The sequence below is a fragment of the Aeoliella fuhlenseeensis genome (genome assembly GCF_052161615.1).
Lineage (GTDB): Bacteria > Planctomycetota > Planctomycetia > Pirellulales > Lacipirellulaceae > Aeoliella.
Map to the genome: position 1 here is coordinate 1,287,058 of NZ_CP197417.1, position 19,310 is coordinate 1,306,367.

18 protein-coding genes are annotated in these 19,310 nt (G+C 58.3%); 10 read left to right on the plus strand and 8 right to left on the minus strand.

The window, feature by feature from the left end; translation table 11 throughout:
- Positions 1–6: 6 nt before the first annotated feature.
- Positions 7–558: a DUF2617 family protein gene (locus SH292x_RS05100; RefSeq protein ID WP_442484506.1), complete on the minus strand. Its 552-nt coding sequence runs from the start codon at positions 556–558 to the stop codon at positions 7–9.
- Between the two features lie 260 nt (positions 559–818).
- On the opposite strand from SH292x_RS05100, the gene SH292x_RS05105 reads away from it, so the two are divergent.
- Positions 819–1,448, plus strand: coding sequence for an endonuclease III domain-containing protein (locus SH292x_RS05105; protein ID WP_442484507.1), 630 nt, complete (start codon positions 819–821; stop codon positions 1,446–1,448).
- Positions 1,449–1,465: 17 nt separating this feature from the next.
- A complete protein-coding gene (locus tag SH292x_RS05110; RefSeq protein ID WP_442484508.1) occupies positions 1,466–2,803 on the plus strand; it encodes a replication-associated recombination protein A in 1,338 nt (445 codons plus the stop codon).
- A 68-nt stretch (positions 2,804–2,871) separates the two neighbouring features.
- Here the strand turns inward: SH292x_RS05110 and SH292x_RS05115 are convergent, their stop codons facing one another.
- Together SH292x_RS05115 and SH292x_RS05120 are read right to left on the minus strand one after the other, a co-directional pair.
- A complete protein-coding gene (locus SH292x_RS05115; protein WP_442484509.1) occupies positions 2,872–3,087 on the minus strand; it encodes an antitoxin AF2212-like protein in 216 nt (71 codons plus the stop codon).
- Between the two features lie 402 nt (positions 3,088–3,489).
- The gene (locus tag SH292x_RS05120) at positions 3,490–3,768 is read right to left on the minus strand and encodes a hypothetical protein (RefSeq protein ID WP_442484510.1); all 279 of its coding nucleotides are present in this window, start codon (positions 3,766–3,768) and stop codon (positions 3,490–3,492) included.
- Between the two features lie 161 nt (positions 3,769–3,929).
- Between SH292x_RS05120 and SH292x_RS05125 the strand changes: the two genes are divergently transcribed.
- The 4 genes from SH292x_RS05125 (at position 3,930) to SH292x_RS05140 (ending at position 7,882) form a co-directional block, all read left to right on the plus strand.
- Entirely contained in the window at positions 3,930–5,228 is a 1,299-nt protein-coding gene (locus tag SH292x_RS05125; protein WP_442484511.1) for a LysM peptidoglycan-binding domain-containing protein, read from the plus strand.
- Positions 5,229–5,345: 117 nt separating this feature from the next.
- Entirely contained in the window at positions 5,346–5,897 is a 552-nt protein-coding gene (pyrE, locus tag SH292x_RS05130; protein ID WP_442484512.1) for an orotate phosphoribosyltransferase, read from the plus strand.
- A 176-nt stretch (positions 5,898–6,073) separates the two neighbouring features.
- The gene (locus tag SH292x_RS05135; protein ID WP_442484513.1) at positions 6,074–6,757 is read left to right on the plus strand and encodes a hypothetical protein; all 684 of its coding nucleotides are present in this window, start codon (positions 6,074–6,076) and stop codon (positions 6,755–6,757) included.
- A 150-nt stretch (positions 6,758–6,907) separates the two neighbouring features.
- Positions 6,908–7,882 carry a beta-ketoacyl-ACP synthase III gene (locus tag SH292x_RS05140; protein WP_442484514.1) on the plus strand — a complete coding sequence of 325 codons (975 nt, stop codon included), beginning with the start codon at positions 6,908–6,910 and terminating at the stop codon, positions 7,880–7,882.
- 48 nt (positions 7,883–7,930) lie between these two features.
- Here SH292x_RS05140 and SH292x_RS05145 read toward each other — a convergent pair whose 3' ends face one another.
- The gene (locus SH292x_RS05145; protein WP_442484515.1) at positions 7,931–8,503 is read right to left on the minus strand and encodes a tetratricopeptide repeat protein; all 573 of its coding nucleotides are present in this window, start codon (positions 8,501–8,503) and stop codon (positions 7,931–7,933) included.
- 194 nt (positions 8,504–8,697) lie between these two features.
- Here SH292x_RS05145 and pepF point away from each other — a divergent pair, with 194 nt between their 5' ends.
- Positions 8,698–10,500 (plus strand): oligoendopeptidase F, encoded by a 1,803-nt coding sequence (gene pepF / locus SH292x_RS05150; RefSeq protein ID WP_442484516.1) that lies wholly within the window; start codon positions 8,698–8,700, stop codon positions 10,498–10,500.
- Positions 10,501–10,814: 314 nt separating this feature from the next.
- Here the strand turns inward: pepF and SH292x_RS05155 are convergent, their stop codons facing one another.
- The 4 genes from SH292x_RS05155 to SH292x_RS05170 all read right to left on the minus strand — a co-directional run bounded on the left by SH292x_RS05155 (position 10,815) and on the right by SH292x_RS05170 (position 15,129).
- The gene (locus tag SH292x_RS05155; RefSeq protein WP_442484517.1) at positions 10,815–11,612 is read right to left on the minus strand and encodes a CorA family divalent cation transporter; all 798 of its coding nucleotides are present in this window, start codon (positions 11,610–11,612) and stop codon (positions 10,815–10,817) included.
- Between the two features lie 106 nt (positions 11,613–11,718).
- Positions 11,719–12,126: a hypothetical protein gene (locus SH292x_RS05160; RefSeq protein WP_442484518.1), complete on the minus strand. Its 408-nt coding sequence runs from the start codon at positions 12,124–12,126 to the stop codon at positions 11,719–11,721.
- 145 nt (positions 12,127–12,271) lie between these two features.
- Positions 12,272–12,697 (minus strand): hypothetical protein, encoded by a 426-nt coding sequence (locus SH292x_RS05165; RefSeq protein WP_442484519.1) that lies wholly within the window; start codon positions 12,695–12,697, stop codon positions 12,272–12,274.
- Between the two features lie 1,400 nt (positions 12,698–14,097).
- Positions 14,098–15,129: a hypothetical protein gene (locus tag SH292x_RS05170; protein WP_442484520.1), complete on the minus strand. Its 1,032-nt coding sequence runs from the start codon at positions 15,127–15,129 to the stop codon at positions 14,098–14,100.
- Positions 15,130–15,413: 284 nt separating this feature from the next.
- Here SH292x_RS05170 and SH292x_RS05175 point away from each other — a divergent pair, with 284 nt between their 5' ends.
- The 3 genes from SH292x_RS05175 to SH292x_RS05185 are packed head-to-tail and all read left to right on the plus strand — an operon-like array spanning position 15,414 to position 18,828.
- Entirely contained in the window at positions 15,414–16,085 is a 672-nt protein-coding gene (locus SH292x_RS05175) for a vWA domain-containing protein (RefSeq protein ID WP_442484521.1), read from the plus strand.
- 9 nt (positions 16,086–16,094) lie between these two features.
- Positions 16,095–16,883 (plus strand): PP2C family serine/threonine-protein phosphatase, encoded by a 789-nt coding sequence (locus SH292x_RS05180; RefSeq protein WP_442484522.1) that lies wholly within the window; start codon positions 16,095–16,097, stop codon positions 16,881–16,883.
- On the plus strand, positions 16,864–18,828 hold the full coding sequence (locus tag SH292x_RS05185) for a hypothetical protein (protein ID WP_442484523.1): 1,965 nt from the start codon (positions 16,864–16,866) through the stop codon (positions 18,826–18,828). Before SH292x_RS05180 ends, SH292x_RS05185 begins: the two co-directional genes overlap by 20 nt.
- Positions 18,829–19,310: the final 482 nt, after the last annotated feature.

Below are 19,310 nucleotides of genomic sequence, written 5' to 3' on the forward strand. Positions count from 1 at the left end.
GTGGTATTACACGGTGGCGGGCAGGGTGAAGAGCGATTGGCTCTTGAGGATCACGCCATCTTCGGGGAACGTGTGCAGGGCTTGGATGCGAAGCGTCCGGGCGCGGGATTCGAAGTGGATGTAGCTGAAGGCCCCCAGGCCGACGCGGCCACCCGACTCGAACTGGTAGAGCACGCTGTGCTTCTCACCGGCCAGTTGGAGTTCCTGCTGGTAGCTGCGAATGGTCGAGTGATCGGCGTGTTCGAGCGAGAGTTCGGTCTGGTACACGAGCCCACCAGCACACTCGATGCGGTCGTCGTGCTCGCCACGGACACGCTGCGACATCAGCCGACGCTTGATCGGCAGGTCGTGGAGTGCCGAAGTGGCGACTTCGGTTAGCAGCAGTCCTTCAGGCTGTTGCCAGCAGATGGCGTGACCGGTGCTGGTGATTTTGATGGTCGCCGTGTAGGCGGTCCGCTCGACCTTGCGTTCGCGCTGCACCTCGAACAACTCGGGATGGAGCGACCGCCCGTAAAACTGAAACACCAAGTCGGCGATTTTGGGGCGGGCGGATATCACGGGTCGGCAGCAGTTAAAAGGAAGGGTAGGGCGGGGTATAACGGAGTGCTGGCAAGGATGGCAACGCCTTGAGATCGAACGATGTTTTCGTTTGCCTCGCGATGCCACTGAGTGAATTATACCTTGCCGCGCAAAAGGCTACAAAGGTCGCTTCTACATCGGTGAAAATCTATTCGATTCGCTATTGACGAATTTGGTCTCGCAACTACTACTTGCCCATGCCGCGCCGTTTACCACCACCCATCGAATTGTATAACGACATGTACTCAGCATTGGGCCCCCAGAATTGGTGGCCTGGCGAGTCGCCGTTCGAAGTGGTAGTGGGCGCCGTGCTTGTCCAGAACACCGCGTGGCGGAATGTTGAGCGGGCGATTGCCAATCTCAAGCAGCACGACTTGATGGACATCAAGCGACTGTACGCGGTGAAGGTTCCCAAGCTCGAGCAGTTGTTGCAGCCGGCCGGTTACTTTCGCGTCAAGACACAGCGACTTCGCAACGTGCTGGAATACTTGATCACGAATCACGATGGCGAACTCGACGGGTTGTTTGCGCTGCCGCTTGAGGAGGCCCGACGGCAGCTGCTGGAAGTGAACGGTGTCGGACCTGAAACGGCCGACTCGATCCTGTTGTACGCAGGCGAGATGCCAAAGTTCGTTGTCGACGCTTACACCCGGCGGATTTTGCTGCGGCATGGTTGGCTTGCGCCGCCGGCCGCGTACCCAGAGATGCAGCAGTTGTTCGAACGCCGGTTGCCAGTCGACTCGCAGTTGTACAATGAATACCACGCCCTAATCGTCCGCGTAGGGAACGAGTTCTGCCGGAGCCGCCCCAAGTGCGAGGAGTGCCCGCTCCGCCATCGATTGCCACGCGGCGGCCCGATTGAGTTGTAGTTCGCCTCGAGTGTCCCATGTCCGATCTATTCGCCAGTGCCGAAGCCAGTAACCTTAACCGCGTGGCACCCCTGGCTGCGCGGATGCGACCACGAACGCTTGCGGAGTTTGCGGGTCAGCAGCACTTGGTCGGCGAAGGGCAACTGCTCTGGCGATTGCTCCAGGCGCGGAAACTCGGCTCGGTGATTTTCTACGGACCACCAGGTACCGGCAAGACAACGCTCGCCAAGCTGCTCGCATCGCATCTTTCGTATCGCTACAGGCAACTGAGTGCCGTGACCAGCGGTGTGAAGGAAGTTCGCGAAGTGCTGGTCGAGGCCCGCGACAACGTGGCGACGGGTGGGCAGCCGACGCTGCTGTTTCTCGACGAGATCCATCGCTTCAATCGCTCGCAGCAAGACGCACTCTTACCCGACGTGGAAGATGGTGTGGTGATCCTGGTGGGGGCGACGACTTCCAATCCGTTCTTCGCGGTGAACTCGGCGCTCATTAGTCGCAGCCGGGTGTTTGAATTTCAACCGCTCACGACGGACGACATTTCGCAGCTGCTTCACACAGCGATTGCCGATCGCGATCGCGGACTGGGCCGATACAAGATCGATGTCGATCCCGCTGCCATCGAGTTCCTGGCCGAGATCTGCGATGGGGATGCTCGGCAGGCACTTTCGACGCTGGAGATTGCCGTGATGTCGAGCAACCCCCAGGCGGGACCAGTTAAGCTGACGAAGGACTTAATTGCGTCGGCCGTGCAGCGTCGGGCGGTGAACTACGACGTGCGTGGCGACGAGCATTACGACTGCGCGAGTGCCTTGATCAAGAGCATCCGCGGCAGCGATCCTGACGCGGCCGTTTACTGGCTCGCGCGAATGCTCGAAGGGGGCGAGGACGTGCGGTTCATCTGCCGGCGGCTCGTGATTCTGGCGAGCGAGGACATCGGCAACGCCGACCCGCGGGCACTGCACGTGGCGGTGTCGGCGATGCAGGCCACCGAGTTCATCGGCCTCCCCGAGTGCCAGCTCACTTTGTCGCAAGCGGTGACTTATCTGGCGTGCGCGCCGAAGTCGAACGCCGCAACCACGGCCATTGCCGCCGCGCGAGCCGACATCCAGCAAGGCCGCACGGTGCCGGTGCCGCGGCATTTGCGAGATGGTCATTACGCCGGTGCCAAACAGCTAGGCAACGCGGTCGACTACGAGTACAGCCACGACGCGGAAGGTGGTGTCGCGGCGCAAGACTACCTGGGAGTCGACCGCGAGTACTATCATCCGACGGACCGAGGATTTGAACGGGAGCTAGCGGAACGGCTAGAAGTGATTCGCGAGAAGTTGCGCGGGGCGAAGGGGAGTGGGGAGTGAGTTGAGCGAGCCGGGCCGTCCTCCGGCGCTTCATTTCCGCACTTCTTCGAGTCCATACGGCAAACAACTTAGGCTCCAGTCGCGATCTGTTCGATCTGATGAACCTCGTCTTTACTCAGACCTTCGTACACCTTCGCAGCTAGATGAAGTTCGGTTGGCAGTGCATTCTCCACCGCCGTGGCAACCGTCATCCGCACCTTCGTGCCATCTGCAAGTGGAATACGCTGGGCGTACAATGGCCGGAAGATGCCATCTTCGTAGATTGCTTCGAGATTGATGGTCATCGGTGTGCTCCCACAAGGATTCGGTCGCGGGCTTCATAGCGGTCTCGTCAACGCTCCGGCCGATGTCGTGCATTCTACTCGACCGCATCCGACTATTGGACCGTTACCCAGGGCGACGCATTGGCTCGTACCTCGCCTTTGCTTGCCCTGGGCTAGGATGTGTTTCCCCTTCGGGGAATTGGTGGGAGGCATCGTTCCTTCTACTTTCAGCCCAGCGAGCCGGGCCGTCCCTGGCCCCGGATGTGTTCCGAATCGCAACAGTTCGTTTTCCGGGGGCGGGGACGCCCCGGCTCACACGATCAGTTCCTTGCTAGCACCGATGGCACCCCGCCGCGTGATTGGCATGGCGTCTCGTTTGGGTTTCTCGTACCATCCCGCGCCAAAGCTCAGGTAGCGCTGCGCTTAGAGTAGTCCTATAGTTGCCATGACGGATGCGATGAAGGCCATGATTCCCGCGAGTCCCAGCACGATCCACCACCAGGGTTTGCCGGTCCACGCGCGGGTGTCCCACGTGACGTACTCGCCGCAGATCGGGCACCGCACCGAGTCCTCGGCGATCAATGCGTCGCAGTTCGGACAGGGCAGTTCGTCCGGTTCGTCGTCGTCATACGCCTCGTCGGCTTGCCAGTCGTCGTCGGGATTCTCGTTCAGCAGGTCGTCGTCCGAGTCGTAATCGTACATTGCAGATTGTTGCCCACCAAAAGCTGAAACGAAGAACTCACGCGTCAGCTCCTATCGTAACCCATAAAACAAGTTGACGCCTCGGCAGAGGCCAACGAACCTATCATCAAATTTCGGCAGCCGTATCGGATGGCTGCTACAGGTCATGGAGGACCGAATCGATGAGTGCCATTCGTCCGCTCGCCACCATTGCGATGTTGATGGTGCTGGGGTACTTCTTGTGGACCCGCATTAACGCGCCGACGCTGGAACAAACGAGCGAGTCGGAACTCGCGCTCGAAGGCGTGCCTCCACTCGACCTCGATTTAGGTGACGATGCCGTAGCGAGCGAGAGCGCGCCCCCGGCGTTCCTGCCGACGCCGCCGACTGGAACGAACGCGACGGAGAAGAGTGAAGCGAAGGCGAACGGCAAGACCGATCCCGTCGCCGCGATCCCCGCTGCGCCGCTTAGCGCGGATGGTTCGAGCGCGATGCCCGAGTTGCCTCCGCTGCCGACGACTGTTCCGGCGGCAGATGCAATGAACAATGCTCCTTCGACCGGCACCATTTCGGGCAATGTGCCGTCGCTCGGGACGCAGGTTCCTCCGGTGCCGGCTGTGATTCCTCCACCCGCTCCCGTTGCTGATCCGTCGAGCGAAATCGCCGACGCGGCTTTGGCGGGCGCACCGCCAGCGGCATCGATCAACGCTTTGCCACCGATAGATGAATTGCCCGCCACCGAGCCAGTCAGTCCCGAGTCGACCGATTCCGAAATGGCCGCGAGTGCGGCCCGTGAGTTCTCGCCGCAAGGTTCGGCGTTTGCTGCGGCGCTTCCCGAGATTGATGCGGCACTCGGCGCCGGCAAGATCGAAGAGGCGCATCGACTGCTCACTCAGTGGTATGGCGATCGTTCGCTCACGAGCCAGGAGCAGCAGGAAGTCGATGCTCTGCTTGGACAGCTCGCCGGTTCGGTGATTTACAGCAACGAACACCGCCTCGAAGCCCCGCATCGCGTGGCACCGGGCGAAACGCTCGAGACCATCGCGCAGAAGTACAATGTACCTTGGCAGTTGCTCGCGAAGATCAATGGGGTCGCCGAGCCGTCGGCGGTCACGCCGGGGCAGGAACTCAAGGTGCTCCGCGGTCCATTCTTCGCCGTGGTTGATGTCGAACGTCAGCAGCTTGCTTTGATGGTTGCCGAACGCTACGCCGGCCGGTTTAGCGTGAAGACCGAAGGCCAAGCCACGACCGAAGGGGAATGGGTGATCACGCAGAAGCAAATGCCCTCTGCCCCTGGTGCGACTTCGAAGCAACTGGTGCTCGAAACCGTCGGCGGGCAGGTCGGTGGACCGCAGCTCGTCATCGGACCTCCGTCGGACAGCAGCCCCGTAACCGCCGGTGCGATTCTTGTGGCCCCAACCGACCAAGAGGACCTGTTCGACATCCTGTCGATTGGTTCGCGGGTGATTATTCGCCGGTAGTCAGTCCCAGGCAGTCGGACGTCGCCAGTCTTTCGCCGGCAAAGCGGCCCTTGCCACACGTGGCTGGATGGACGAAGTTAGCAGGCAATCTACTTCGATCCACTTGGGAGCCCGACCATGTACGACCGCGAACACCTGAAGAGCCTCGTCCGCCAGCACGCCCTGAAGTTCGGTGACTTCACGCTCGCGAGTGGGAAGAAGGCGACCTACTACCTCGATTGCCGCCAAGTGACACTGCTGGCCGAGGCGCTGCCATCGGTCGCGGCGGGGATGCTCGAGTTCATCGAGCACGACATGCCCGAGCTGGTGGGTGGCATGGCGATTGGTGCCGATCCGATCACGGCCTCGATCCTCACGCTCGCCGGTGTCCAGCAAAAGCCGCTGCGTGGCATCATGGTTCGCAAAGAAGCCAAAGGTCACGGCACGAAGAAGTTCGTCGAAGGTCCGTACAAAGAGGGCGAGCGCGTGGTGATCGTCGAGGACGTGGTGACCACCGGCGGTTCAAGCCTTGCCGCCATCGAACATTGCGAAGCGGTGGGCCTGAAGGTCGAACGCGTACTGGCGATCGTCGACCGCCTGGAAGGTGGCCGCGAAGCGTTCGAGGCGAAGGGTTACAAGCTGGAAACGTTGTTCACGGTGGAAGACTTTGGAATTAAAGTGGGCGCATGACATTGTCATTCTGATGGGAGTGGAGCTCCCCGAAGAATCTCGCCCCTGAAGGAAACTCCGGGTGCCTGGGGACGAGTCCTGCGAGCCCCCAGTTGATTAACGTCTGAACAAATGGCGAAGGAGATCCTTCAGTCGCTTAGGCTCCTTCAGGATGTCAGGAGTTCGGAACATCGCGTATGGAAACCTCTCTCCACCAACAACTGAAGGCCCTCTACGCGGGCGACACCGGGCAGGTGGAGGTTCGCCTTGGCGACTATCGCATTGACGCGGTGGTGGGGAAGGAACTCATCGAGATCCAGCACGCAGGACTGGGGGCGATTCGCGATAAGATCCGCACGCTGCTCGCGGGGCACACGGTTCGCGTCGTGAAGCCGATCGTCGCCTCGAAGGTCCTCATCAAGCGGGATGCTTTGGGTGGCAAGATCGTCTCGCGGCGGCAGAGTCCCAAGCGGGGGCAGTTGCTCGACATCTTCGACGACTTGGTTCACTTTTCGAACGTCTTCCCGCATCGCCGGTTGTCGCTCGAAGTGCTGCTGGTGGATATCGAGGAGTACCGCTTCCCCGGGCATGGTCGGCGGCGTCGTTGGCGGCGTGGCGACCACCAATGCGAGGATCAGCACTTGGTGGCCGTGCGGTCGAAGCACACGTTCCGCACCGCTGGCGACCTCTGGGGGCTGGTCCCCACCGGTTTACCGCGAGCTTTCCACACTGGTCATCTTGCCGAGCGGATGGGGGTCGACCGCTGGGTGGCCCAGCGGATGGCGTACTGCTTTCGCGAGATCGGCGCGGTTCGGCAAGTGGGTAAGCAGGGCAACGCGCACCTGTATGAGGCGGCCGTTCGCCGGCGGAAGTCGGCTTGAACTAGCCTGCCGGGGTTGCCCCTTTTCGCGCAACACCGTACCTTGCGGGGACTAGAGACGTTGGGGGTTAGCACCGTTGGAAAGGCGATTTCATTGGGAGACACGACCGAAACAAAAATCGAAATACGCCGTCCGCCGCTCCATCGGCTTATGGGCGTTCAGGTCGTGGGTACGGGCAGCTTCGTGCCCGACAACGTGGTCACCAACGACGATCTCGCCTCACTAGGATGCGATAGCGAGTGGATCATTCAGCGCACGGGTATCCGTGAACGCCGCCACGCCCCCCCCGAGATGACCACCAGCGACATGGCCATCGCCGCCGCCGAGCGAGCGATGAAAGCCGCTGGCGTCACGGCCGCCGACGTCGATCTCGTGATTCTCGGCACGTTCACGCCCGACTACTTGTTGCCGCAAACCGCGACGACCGTGCAGCATCGCCTGGGCCTCAACTGCCCGGCGATGGACCTCGCCGCCGCGTGCGCGGGCTTCATGTACTCGTTCATCACCGCCGCACAGTTCGTCGCCAATGGCACTAGCAAGTGTGCCCTCGTGATTGGTGCTGACTGCAACAGCCGTGCGCTCAATCCTAGCGACGTGAAGACCTACCCGCTGTTCGGCGATGGCGCCGGCGCGGTGATCCTGACCCAGGGCTCGCCCGAACAAGGCATGCTCGCTTACACGCTCGGTGCCGACGGCGCGGGGACCGAAGTGCTGCTGCGGCGGATGGGTGGCGCGAAAACGCCGTTCGACCCGGCGAAGTGCTCTACGGGAAACCCATGGCTGCTGGAAATGGACGGCCGCCCCGTGTTCAAGTGGGCGGTGCGGCTACTCGAAGACACCTTCGCCCAGGTGCTCGAAGGTGGGGGCCACGAGCGCGAAGAGGTGAAGCTCTGGATCCTGCACCAAGCGAACCAGCGAATCATCGACGCCGCCACCGGTGGATTTAACATCGACCCCGCCCGGGTCCCCGTGCATCTCGACCGCTACGGCAACACCTCGGGTGGCAGCATCCCAATCGCCCTCGACGAAGCGATGACCGCCGGCCAAATCAGCCGCGGCGACCTATTGATGTTCTGCGGCTTCGGCGCGGGACTGTCGTGGGGAACGGCGCTGGTGCGGTGGTAGGGTGTCGTACAGATGTCACGCAGAGACTCGGAGACGGCAGAGGGAAGCCTAGCAATCCCTGAACATGCCGACTAGCCGACGCCACCAGGCGTTGTTGGCAAAAGCACGGTAGGTCTTTAAGTCTGCTCGCATCTCATCAAGCCACACTTCGCCATCGACGGGTGGCAGGTAGGGGGAGTCAACCTTTACGCTCCCGCTGAGAATGGCTATCGCCGAGCGAAGCCGGTTGGCTGCGGCACGATATCGTCCCATGGCCGCATAGGCCTTGGCTGCGGTCGCCAGAGCCTCAAAGGACTGATGATTGGTGAGGTGGCAAGCATGTTCGGCGAGGAAAGCGGCCTCTTGTGCGCAGAAGTGCTTCGCGTCTTCTTCGTTTAGGTAGAGCCTAGCCAAACACAGGTACGAGTCTGATGTGGTCGGATCCTGCTCAATTGCCATCTCGTAGTCACGAATGGCCGCATCGATTTGACCTTGGAGTTCCCACGCACCGGCGCGGTTGAAGAAGGCTTCGGGAAAATGTGGCTCGAGTTCGATTGCCTTGGTAAGATGTTCGATCGCTGCCGCATACTCTCCGTGCAGCTCACAAGGAAGGGCAGCATCAAAGTGTTCTTCGGCCGTCATCAAAATAGTCTCTGCTGTCTTCGCGTCTCTGCGAGAGATTCTAGCACAAGGCCTCCCTGAACGCATCACATAACAAGAATGCCCACACCATGATCTAGCCCCACGCTCCCGCTGGTGCTATCCTGCGCATCTCCCCGAGCTTACGCTGCGGGGCTCGATCCAGTTCCTAACGCCTCACGCTCAATACCGAAGATATGGCCACTAAGAAGCTCCCGCCTCGTTCGAAAGTCAAAGTCGCCGACACCTGGGACCTTGGCAGTTTGTTTGCCTCGGACGACGATTGGGAAGCCGCCTTCACCAAGTGGCAGAAGCAGATCAAGAAGTACGAGTCGTTTCGCGGCACGCTGGGCGATGGGCCCGACGCGCTCGCCAAGCTGCTGAAGTTCGATAGCACGTTCGATCAAGAGGGCGAACGGCTCGGCACCTACGCGTTCCTCAAGACGGCCGAAGACACTTCGAACAGCACCTACCAGCGGATGGTCGGTCGCTACACCAACGCCGCGAGCCAAGCCGGTCAGGCCGCCAGCTACATTCGCCCCGAGATCCTCGCCCTGTCGGCGGCGAAGCTCAAGCAGTACCTCGGCTCGAAGGAACTCGCGCACTACAAGCTGATGCTCGAGCGGCTCGTGCGGTTCAAGCCGCACACGCTCACCGACAATGAAGAGAAGCTGCTGGCGATGCAGACCGAGATGGCCGGTGCTGCGAATCAGGCCTTCCGCCAACTCACCGACGCCGACATGAAGTTCGGCGACCTGGAGAACGAGAAGGGCGAGACCATCGAGCTCGGCCACTCGTCGTTCTCGGCGTTCCTCAACTCGCCGAAGCGCGAGGTCCGCAAAAAAGCATTCCACCAGTACTACTCCGAGTTCGTCGATCATCAGAACACCCTAGCTGCCACGCTCTCGGGTTCGATTCAGCGTGATGTCTATTATGCCCGTGCGCGGAACTTCCCGAGTGCCCGCGAGGCGTCGCTGTTTGCCGACAACGTACCGGTCGCCGTGTACGACAGCCTGATCGACGCGGTGCACAGCAAGCTCCCGGCGGTGCACAAGTACCTCGACGTTCGTCGGCGGAAGATGAAGCTCAAGGACATTCATCACTACGACACCTACGTGCCGATTCTCAGCGAGCTGAACGTCACCCACACTTGGGATCAAGCGGTGAAGAAGGTCGTCGAGTCGCTCGAACCACTCGGCGACGAGTACTGCCGGGTGCTGGCCGATGGTTTGTCTAAGGCTCGTTGGTGCGATCGTTACCCGAACAAGGGGAAGCGAAGCGGCGCGTTCAGCTCGGGCAGTTTCGCCGGGGCGCCGTACATCCTGATGAACTATCAGCCCGACGTGCTGAACCATGTGTTCACGCTCACGCACGAGGCGGGGCACTCGATGCACAGCTACTACTCGTCGAAACACCAGTCGTACGAGTACTACAACTACACCATTTTCGTCGCCGAAGTGGCGAGCACGTTCAACGAAGAACTGCTCGGCAAGTACCTCTTGGACCGCGCGAAGAGCGACAAGGAAAAGGCGTACCTCGTTAACCGCGCGATCGACGACATTCGTGGCACCATCATTCGCCAGACGATGTTCGCCGAGTTCGAGAAGATCACGCACCAACTCGCCGAGTCGGGCGAGCCGCTGACGCTTGAGTGCCTCAAGACCGAGTACCACAAGCTGCTCGCGATGTACTTCGGCCCCGACTTCACGCTCGACCCCGAGCTGGATCTCGAATGCCTGCGCATTCCGCACTTCTACTCGGCGTTCTACGTCTACAAGTACGCCACCGGCATGTCGGCCGCCATCGCCCTGTCGAAGCGCGTGCTCGAAGGGGGCAAGCCGGAACTCGACGCCTACCTCTCGTTCCTCAAAGGTGGCTGCTCGAAGTACCCACTCGATCTCTTGCGCGACGCCGGCGTCGACATGGAGAAACCCGAACCCGTCCGCACCGCCCTCGAACACTTCGAGTCGCTAGTGGATCAACTCGACGAACTGCTGTAGCGTTCTCGCAGTACAAGGGTGGCTGGGGACGAGTTCCACGAGCCCCCAGAGATTGCAGACTCTAAGTCAAGAAGAATAGGTCGCGGATGAACGCGGATCGTGCAGGATGGTCGCGGATTTGTTGCTCGAAGGCCAACATCGGTCTGAGAAGTTGCGTTCGATCTTGAAGTGAACTTGCCTCCGATCCGCGCAAATCCTGCCAAATCCGCGTTCATCCGCGACTAATTCTTCTTTCCCAGTAGCGGCGATTAGCTCGACAACTTCTTTGGGCTCGTGGAACTCGTCCACAGCCACCCAACACGTTACCTCTCTAACTACTTCTTGTTCCTGTTCTTTCGCTTCTGACCTTCGGGAACCGGGCGGGTTACGAAGCCCGTGAGTACGAAGCCCATCGCCAGGCCGACCACGAGCACCAGGATCAGGTAGAAGGCACCGCTCTTTTCCGACCACTCTTCGAGTGGGTTGTAGAGGTTCATGCCGAAGATCCCCGCGAGCGTTGCGATGGGGAAGAAGAACGCCACCAGCAAATTCAATCGATGCGATGCGATCGCCATCTGTTCGGCGTGCTCGGCTTGATGCTCGGCACGCAAGGCGATTTGGTAGTCGAGACCATGCCGCGTGTCGGCTGCCAGGATTTCCACACGTCTAGCCATCGCGTACGCCGCGTCGCGAAGCACCAGCAGTTGCCGATCGTCGGGCACCGCCTCGCGGGCCTTTTGCAGCGTGTCGTGCAAGTTGTTCGCCGATCGCGTGAGAGGGTTGAGGTCCTTCAGGATTTCAAAGTACTCCTCGGCCGACGTCGCGTCGTTCTCGCGCTCGTCGAGGTCGTCGATCACCTTGTCGTATTCGGCGATGAGCTCCGCCAGCGCGCTGTCGCCATGCCGCAACCCCTTCGGCATCCAATTCCCCTCGGGGTCACGCCAGAAGATACGGCCCGCACGCTCCTGATCCTCGGAGTCGGGCGGGGCGTGCAAGATGATCAGCAGATGCCCATCGGCCTGCATGATTCGCTGGCGACCCGCCTTATGACCAAGGCGGTGGCGGAAGACTTGCGGCACCTGCCACGTGGCAGGGAGCAGGGCAGGGTGCGTTCCAGAATTTTTGATGTCCATTTGCGAATCTATTCGTTGCCCGGGGTGGAGTCTTGGCAACAAACTTTTAGCCCATCCTGGCCGAGAAATCCAGTAGAACGGCACCGTACCCTACCGGACTCTAGCTTTATTCGGCGGGCTGTGGCGAACGTGGCGTTCCGTTGACCTCGACGTTTCGCTCGTCATCGATCACGACCTTGTCGCCGACCTTGAGGATTCCGAAGTCCTGGTCATTGAACTGGAATCGGACCTCCGATGCATTCACGCTTTCGAGTTGAATCGCGACATCGTCCCCCAAAGTGAATCGCTTGCTAGCGCGAGACTGCTTAGGATCGGTGAAATCGGCGTTAATTGTATCGTCGGTACTCACGCCGCTCGAGTTGGCGCGGACGCTAAAGTCGATCCCAAAAACCTGCGCGGTCCCAACACCATCGTTGTTCTTTACAAAGTCACCAGCGGTGGGAGGAAGTGCGGGCGCGGAAGTTTTGGTGCACCCGGCGATCACCAGCAGAACGAGGGGGACGATCTTATGCATGACGGTTCCTGTGTCGATAGAGAAGCTCTTGCGTAAAACAGTATATTCGCTGTTGGCTAAATGAGATTGGGAGAAATCTTTAATCTCCCGGAACATCGGCTCGGAGATCCTTGCCCATCGCACGATGGTAGACTCTGGAATTGCATTACGGTTCCTGATCGTAATAGCGCCGCAGTTGATAATCGATATGGTCGAGTAAGTGCGCGGAGGCTCCAGCCTCCTCACACACTTCGCGCATGAAGCGAAGTTCTGCTATCGATGCGCCGTCTTCAGCATCGCCGGCCAAACGGCTATGTTCAGCAGAATCTCGCGAGTGCCATGCCAACAGGGCCGCGTACTGAATTGGATGGTAACTATTTCGGAGTTCGCTCCAATTCACGAGCAGCACTTCGTTATTGCGGCCGGTGAGTGCAAAGCCGGGCGTATCCCAATAGGATGATACTTCCCAAATTGTTCGAACCCTTGTTGTCACGTCGGTAATAAATACGGACGCCGTGCGCGCAAGTGTCTCTAGTGCACGCTTGGTTCTCGCCACGAAATAGGGCGAGCCTTCGATGTTCACTGAGAACATAGTCGCCTGGCGCTTTATGCCCGCAAGTACTCGGGCATCCCGCCGTGCACAGGCAACCGGAAGTCTGCGGCGGAGACGATGAAGCCACCGCCTACGCCGTTCTTGTTCTCCAGCAGTGGCTAGACGAGGGCCAATAAAGCTCCGAAATCGCCCGATCGACGCTCTCTTCGAGCGATCGTCGGCCTTAAGGTCATTTAGTGTTACAGCTTCAACTGCCTCGGCCGTCGATTCAACTAACGAATTAAAACGAGAGCTGGTTCTCAGTTGGTACAAGAGCCGAAGTGTCAAGATTCTCGCGAGGATGCCGGCATATTCAATGTCACTTAGCAACCAAGTGCTCTTGGGAATCACTTCGACGTGGTACCCAAAAAGAAATCGGCAGCCGTACAACCAGCTTTCGCACAGAACGACCTTTGCTTCACAGAGCCGTTTTCCAAAAGTGCAACCCCGAGCCAATTGCAGTGCCCGTGCCGTCGACTTCTTGAACTTCGGCGATCCGGCAATGATGACGTGGCAATGTTGCTCCTCTCTCAACATCTGAGAGAGCATTTTGCCGCCTCGTCGATCTTCTAGATCGTGCCACCACATCTGTTCTATGACAACTCCCTAACACGTTCGCACGGGTGCCACTGCTGGCTTGTCGAGCATCGCCACGTCGGCACCCTTATCAAACGACAAGCTATCAATAAGTTCGCCGGCTTGGAGCTACACCAGCAGTGCATTTCGGCAGTACTAATCGGTTAAGGCTGCAAGCTCGGTCCGCGGCACTAGGCTCATTCTGGGAGTATATCCGCGTCGGGCCGCGCGATCCACCAATCATCCAAGGTCCTGCATTACCCTGAGGCCAGCACTGCTGGTCTCGTGCAAGCCGGCGGCTGAAGAATGGTGATTGCCACTCATCGTGGCTTCACGAAGTGGCGATGCCGACAAGCCAGCAGTGGCACCCAGGATTAAGCCGGGATTCGGAAGGGCACCCAGTTAAAGGTAGGTGCAAGCACCGTACCCTACGGGACTACGAAACTCCCCTACGCACCAGCAACATAGAGCGTAAAGAGGTATAAGAGCGTTCCGGGCAACACGCATCCAATCAATGGAGCACCGAACAAGGCGGCATACCACTGTTTCAACCAATGATGAGTCACTAGGCTGCAGGCAACTGTAGTAACTACACCCAGTACGCTCCCCGCTATGACGGCAAGCCATCGATTGCTGAGCGAGAGCTCGGACGGTGACTCACCTAATCCGGCAGCCACACCGAGTAGTCCACTCCAACTCGAGAGAATCAGGACAGCTACGAACAAGATTGCGAGCAACCAAGGCGGGGCTTTCTGGAAAGCAGCCATACTCGCACCTCTTCCTTCCCTTCGACAAAAACTCGCTCCTGATTTCGCGAGTTGCACCTACCGCGAAATCCAGTAGAACACCGTCCCCGCTTCGTCCATCTTCAGCTCGCCGCGCAGGCGGGCTTGGAACAGTAGGCGGTCGATCACGCGGATGAGGCTTGTGTTTTGCCGGGCGAGTTTGACTTGGATCTCCGCGGGCACGATCTTTCGTTCGCGGAGCGTGGCGTGGTCCCATAGGATCGGCACTTCGGCGCGTGGTGCGATCGAGTCCATCGCCTCGGCCAATGAAAAACCTTCGACCTCGGCGTTGAGCCTCTCCATCATCTTCGGCGCAAGTTTGGTCGGCGGTTGGTTCGGCTTCCAACCGATTGGCCACACTTCGCTTTTAATGTCCGAAGCGAGCGCGACACGGTGCACCACTTCTTCGCCGCGCTCTTTGGTCGGCACCAGCACCAGCCCGTCGCGCTTCAGGAGAATAGCGAGTGCCGTTCCCACGGTCAGCTCACCCACTTCGTCGGAAACGGGCTCGGCTTTGCTGACCACCCGCCAAGCCGTGTCGTCCATGCGCAGGTCGAGCTTAGTCCGCGCGTCGGCGGCCTTAAGAACGTCGGCGAGCGACTGGCCCTTGGTTTCGGTATCGAGCACGAGCGCGAGGTCGTCGTGCATCAACTTGGTCTGCTTCTCGGTGAGCCCAAACGCCCCGCGCGGAGCGGTCACTCCCTCGGCACCATCGGACCCCAAGCGATCGAGGTAGTCCTTCAGCTTGTCGCGACTCCCGCGATCGAACCGACCACCGGGAAGCACGAGCTGACCGCGCCCGTCGAGCATGCCAACGAGCGTGTAACGAGGCCGCTCGGGCGAGCCGCTATCGCGAAGCTCGGGCTTGTCGCCCGCGTGCGCGCCGCGAATGCGAACATCATCCGCCCCCGCCGCGGTGAGCATCTCAATCCACTCCCGCTGCCCGGTCGGCTGCGACCCCGGTTCGGTCACCACTTCGACCGTAATCCAAGCCTCCGCCGCCAGCAGCGGAGCCTTCAGCAGCACGAACGTAACGGCCGTAACGACGATAGTGAGTAGGGAGCGTTTCATGGTGAAAGTATAGCACATGGGAGAAGTCGTTCTTTGCACCCTCCCTTGGGAGGGTCGGACGGTACACGGCCGGGGAGGGAAATATGGTGGGTGGCTTTAATACAGTTGATGGGAAAATCGAGTGGGTCTGAAGTGATGGTAAGTCGACAACTTTCGTCGGCAATCGCAGAATGCTGGGTCGGCTTGGAGCGAAGTGTGGCAAAGTTGGAGACGTGTCGCTATCATGTTGTGGCTGGCATCACTGTCATGTGTACTCTTGCAAGTCTTCCTACTAGGGGCAAAGTATGGACCAGATTCCTTTCGGGGCAAATTCTTTCAGTGAGAATCCAGAGCCGCGAGTGCCTTGCGTTCTTCTGCTCGATACAAGCTATTCGATGAGTGGCCAGCCGATTGATTCGCTTAATGATGGAATCGTTGGATTCAAGGATGAGTTGGTCGCCGATGCCCTGGCGAGCAAACGTGTCGAACCCGCAATCATCACTTTTGGCGAGAGTGTCACGTTACTGTCTGATTTTCAGACTGCTTCCACTTTCGTTCCTCCTTTGCTTACCGCTAACGGTAGTACCCCAATGGGTGAAGCTGTCCACCTTGCAATTGACACCTTAGAAATCCGCAAGCAATCCTACAAGCAGCACGGGATTGGCTACTACCGACCGTGGATATTCCTGATTACTGACGGAGCACCGACTGACGAGTGGGAAGATGCCGCATCGCGGGCGAAAGCGGGAGATGGCACTAGCTCATTCGCTTTCTTCTGCGTTGGGACCCCCGAAGCCAACAAAGACATACTGGCTAAGTTTACCAGCCGAGAACCTCTTACCCTCGACGGCCTCAAGTTTCGCAACTTGTTTCTATGGTTGTCGAGTTCCCTGCGATCCGTCTCGCAGTCTACCGTTGGCGAGGATGTTCCCTTAAGTGATCCTACATCCGGACCGACCGGATGGGCCAAGGTTTAGGGGAAGTCGATGTCGAAGTGGAAAATCCTTCACGACAGTGTGGTGGGAGAATTGCACAAAGAGCTCGGACTGCCATGCCAGGACAGCCATCGGGTCCTTGAGCTGACAACTGCGTCCGAGTCCATGCTAGTTGCTGTGTGCGCTGATGGGGCTGGAAGTGCCACCTATGCGGAGGAAGGCGCGGATTTGTGTTGCAATTCCTTAGTTGAGCTTGTTGCGGCACATGAGTTCAAGATAGGTGACCTCGCAGAAGTTACTCGCGATACTGTGGTTGGTTGGTTGCGCGTAGTACGTGAACGAATTCTCCACGCAGCGGAATTGAAGGGAGTCGGTTGTCGCGAGTTTGCATGCACGGCGCTGTTGAGTGTAGTTAGCCAAAACAATGCAGTATTCGCCCAGATTGGCGATGGAGCAATCGTTGCCTACAGCGAAGGTGTATGTGGAGTGGTGTTTTGGCCTCAGTCCGGAGAGTATGTCAATCAAACGCACTTCATCACGGATGACGACTTTGAGGAGCGGATCGACTTTGTGACCAGTCAGTCGCGGCTGAACCGTGTTGCATTGCTCACAGATGGACTCGAACGGTTGTTTCTCGATTTCGCAAGCCAAGCACCACACCGTCCTTTTTTTGATCAAGTATTCGATCAGCTCGAGTCCGCGGAAAATTATGAGGATCTATTTGATCCCATGCGGATCTACTTGGAGTCCGTCGCCATCAACGAGCGAACTACCGACGACAAGACTCTGATTTTAGCTAGTCAGAAATATGTAATGCCAGATGAGCCGTTTATACCGTGATGCAAGAGGTAATCAGATACGGCTCGACGCACTTCTCGGCAAAGGGGGAGAAGCGAATGTCTACACCGTGAAAAATTCTGCTTCGCATCTGGCCAAGATCTACCACGATCCTGTAAGTATGCGGAAAGCAAGGAAGTTGGAGGTCATACCTTCACTATCTTCCAGTCAGCTTATCAAGTTCAGTGCTTGGCCCGAATCTCCATTGTACGACGCGAACAGCAATTCCGTGAGTGGTACATTGATGCCACGGATAAGCGGATCCGTGCAGCTTATTCATGAACTTTACAACCCTGCGAGTCGCAAGGAGCATTTTCCGCAGGCAACGTGGGGCTTCTTGGTACGGACAGCCAGAAACTGTGCAGCCGCTTTTGCCAAGCTCCATGAAGCGGGAGTTGTAGTCGGGGATGTAAACCAGGGAAATCTATTTGTCGATAGCAACGCCCTCGTTTACTTCATTGACTGTGATTCGTTTCAGATCCTGTCGTCGGGTGATGTATATCATTGCGAAGTTGGAGTACCGCACTTCACTCCTCCTGAACTACATGGATGTGATTTCACGAAAGTCGTACGTAGTCCGAACCATGATTCTTTCGGACTTGCGATCCTCATATTTCATTTGCTCTTCATGGGACGACATCCGTTTGTAGGGCGATATCGTGGTCATGGTGATATGCCTATTGAGCGAGCAATACGGGAAGGTCGATTTGCCTACGCTATATCTCACGCAACGTCACTAATGCAGCCTCCACCGCATGCTTTGACGCTAGCCGATTTACCTCGTCCAGTAGCAGATTTATTTACTAAGGCATTTACGCAATCGAATCGCCCTTCCGCGAAAGAGTGGGTCAGTGCACTAGGCCAACTCGAAAGTTTGTTGGCAACATGCAGTGACGATTGGGGGCACCTCTTTGTGAGGGGCCAGCGCGTGTGCCCTTGGTGCGCGATATTTCAGAAAGGAGGACCGGACTTCTTCGACACAGTGGCTGTCTCTAGTGCTGGCTATGAGTCGAAACAATTCGATATTTCACAGGCTTGGAGAGAAATTAACGCCATTTCTCCCATTTCACATTCGTCCATCGCCGATCTGCGGGCACTGCTTCCGCGTCCCCAGCCGCAGCTGTTGAGTTGTGAAGATCCCTTTGGACTCTTAAGGCGCTTGACTGGTGCAGCTGCCATAGGAGGTGCAATATTGTCGGCGCTATCTTCCCTGGCGGCACCGTTACTTTATCCCGGCCTTGGGCTTGTGGCAGTGTTTTCAGTCTGGTGGTATGTCCTGCTGCTACAACGCCGTTCACACAGTCCAGAGACGCTTGTACGTCATGAGTTAGATATTGTTACCAGAGAATTTGCTACCGCGGCGGCAAGATACGAAGAACTTTACCAGCAGCACCTTCACGCTTTGACGGAAGCCCGCCAAGGGTTTGACTCGATTCGATGTGAATGGGATCAGTTAGACAGCGAAGAGCAGAAAGAGGTTGACAGTATATCCAAACAGACTGAACATCAGCAGAGGAATTCTTATTTGTCCCAGCACTTCGTCGCGCATGCACAGATTGATGGCTTGGGGGACGGTAGATTGGCGGTCCTCGAATCCTATGGGATCGAAACGGCGCTCGACGTGACTGAAACCAAAGTGCGCAATGTGCCTGGGTTCGGCCGCAAGTTGGCGAAGCGGCTCTGCGCGTGGCGAATTCGAGTGGAGAATGGGTTTCGATATGATCCAGCACGCGGTATACCAAGAGCAACGCGTCAAGCGATTGCGGCGAAATACGTGAGGCGGCGCCAGAGGCTTCACCAGCAGTTGCAGCGTGGCCCTAAGGAGCTTCAGCGAGTGGTCCAGTCAGCCCGTGCGCCACTGGACCAAGCTTACTCAGCAGCCCACGATGCAATGGTTGAGCTACTTCAAGCAGAGGCGAATGAGCGTGCACTCCGCCACCTACAGTGAGGCAAGCAGGGGCCACGACCGCGGCGGCCATGGTACGTTCTCTTGCCCATTTTGCCGCGGTTTTTCGCCCCCAAACTATTTTGAAAACTTCCGAAAATGTGAGTAGAAAGTACTCGCCGAGTCGTTCTAATTACGGATTCTGAAGGCCGCTTTAGGGTCGGCAGGGGGCTCGAATCCCCGCCTCTCTAAAGCCTTCGGAGAGGCGAGGCGAGAGTAAAGTCGCACCTGCGGTGAACCCCTGCGACATTACCCACGCGAATGAGAGAAGAGAACGTTTCGTAAGTAATGGACTAATAAGCACTTATCGCAAAAGGGGATCCAGGCAACCACAGAATAAAGTCGCACCCATTGAGATTTCCAAAAAGGGCGACTTTACTCGGCGCGAAAACGAGACAACTGCCCACAAGGGCGCATGCTCGATCGCAGACTAGTTCGGGGAGTGTCGCTCCTCTTGAAAGAGCTCGGTTTGCCAGATTTCTTGA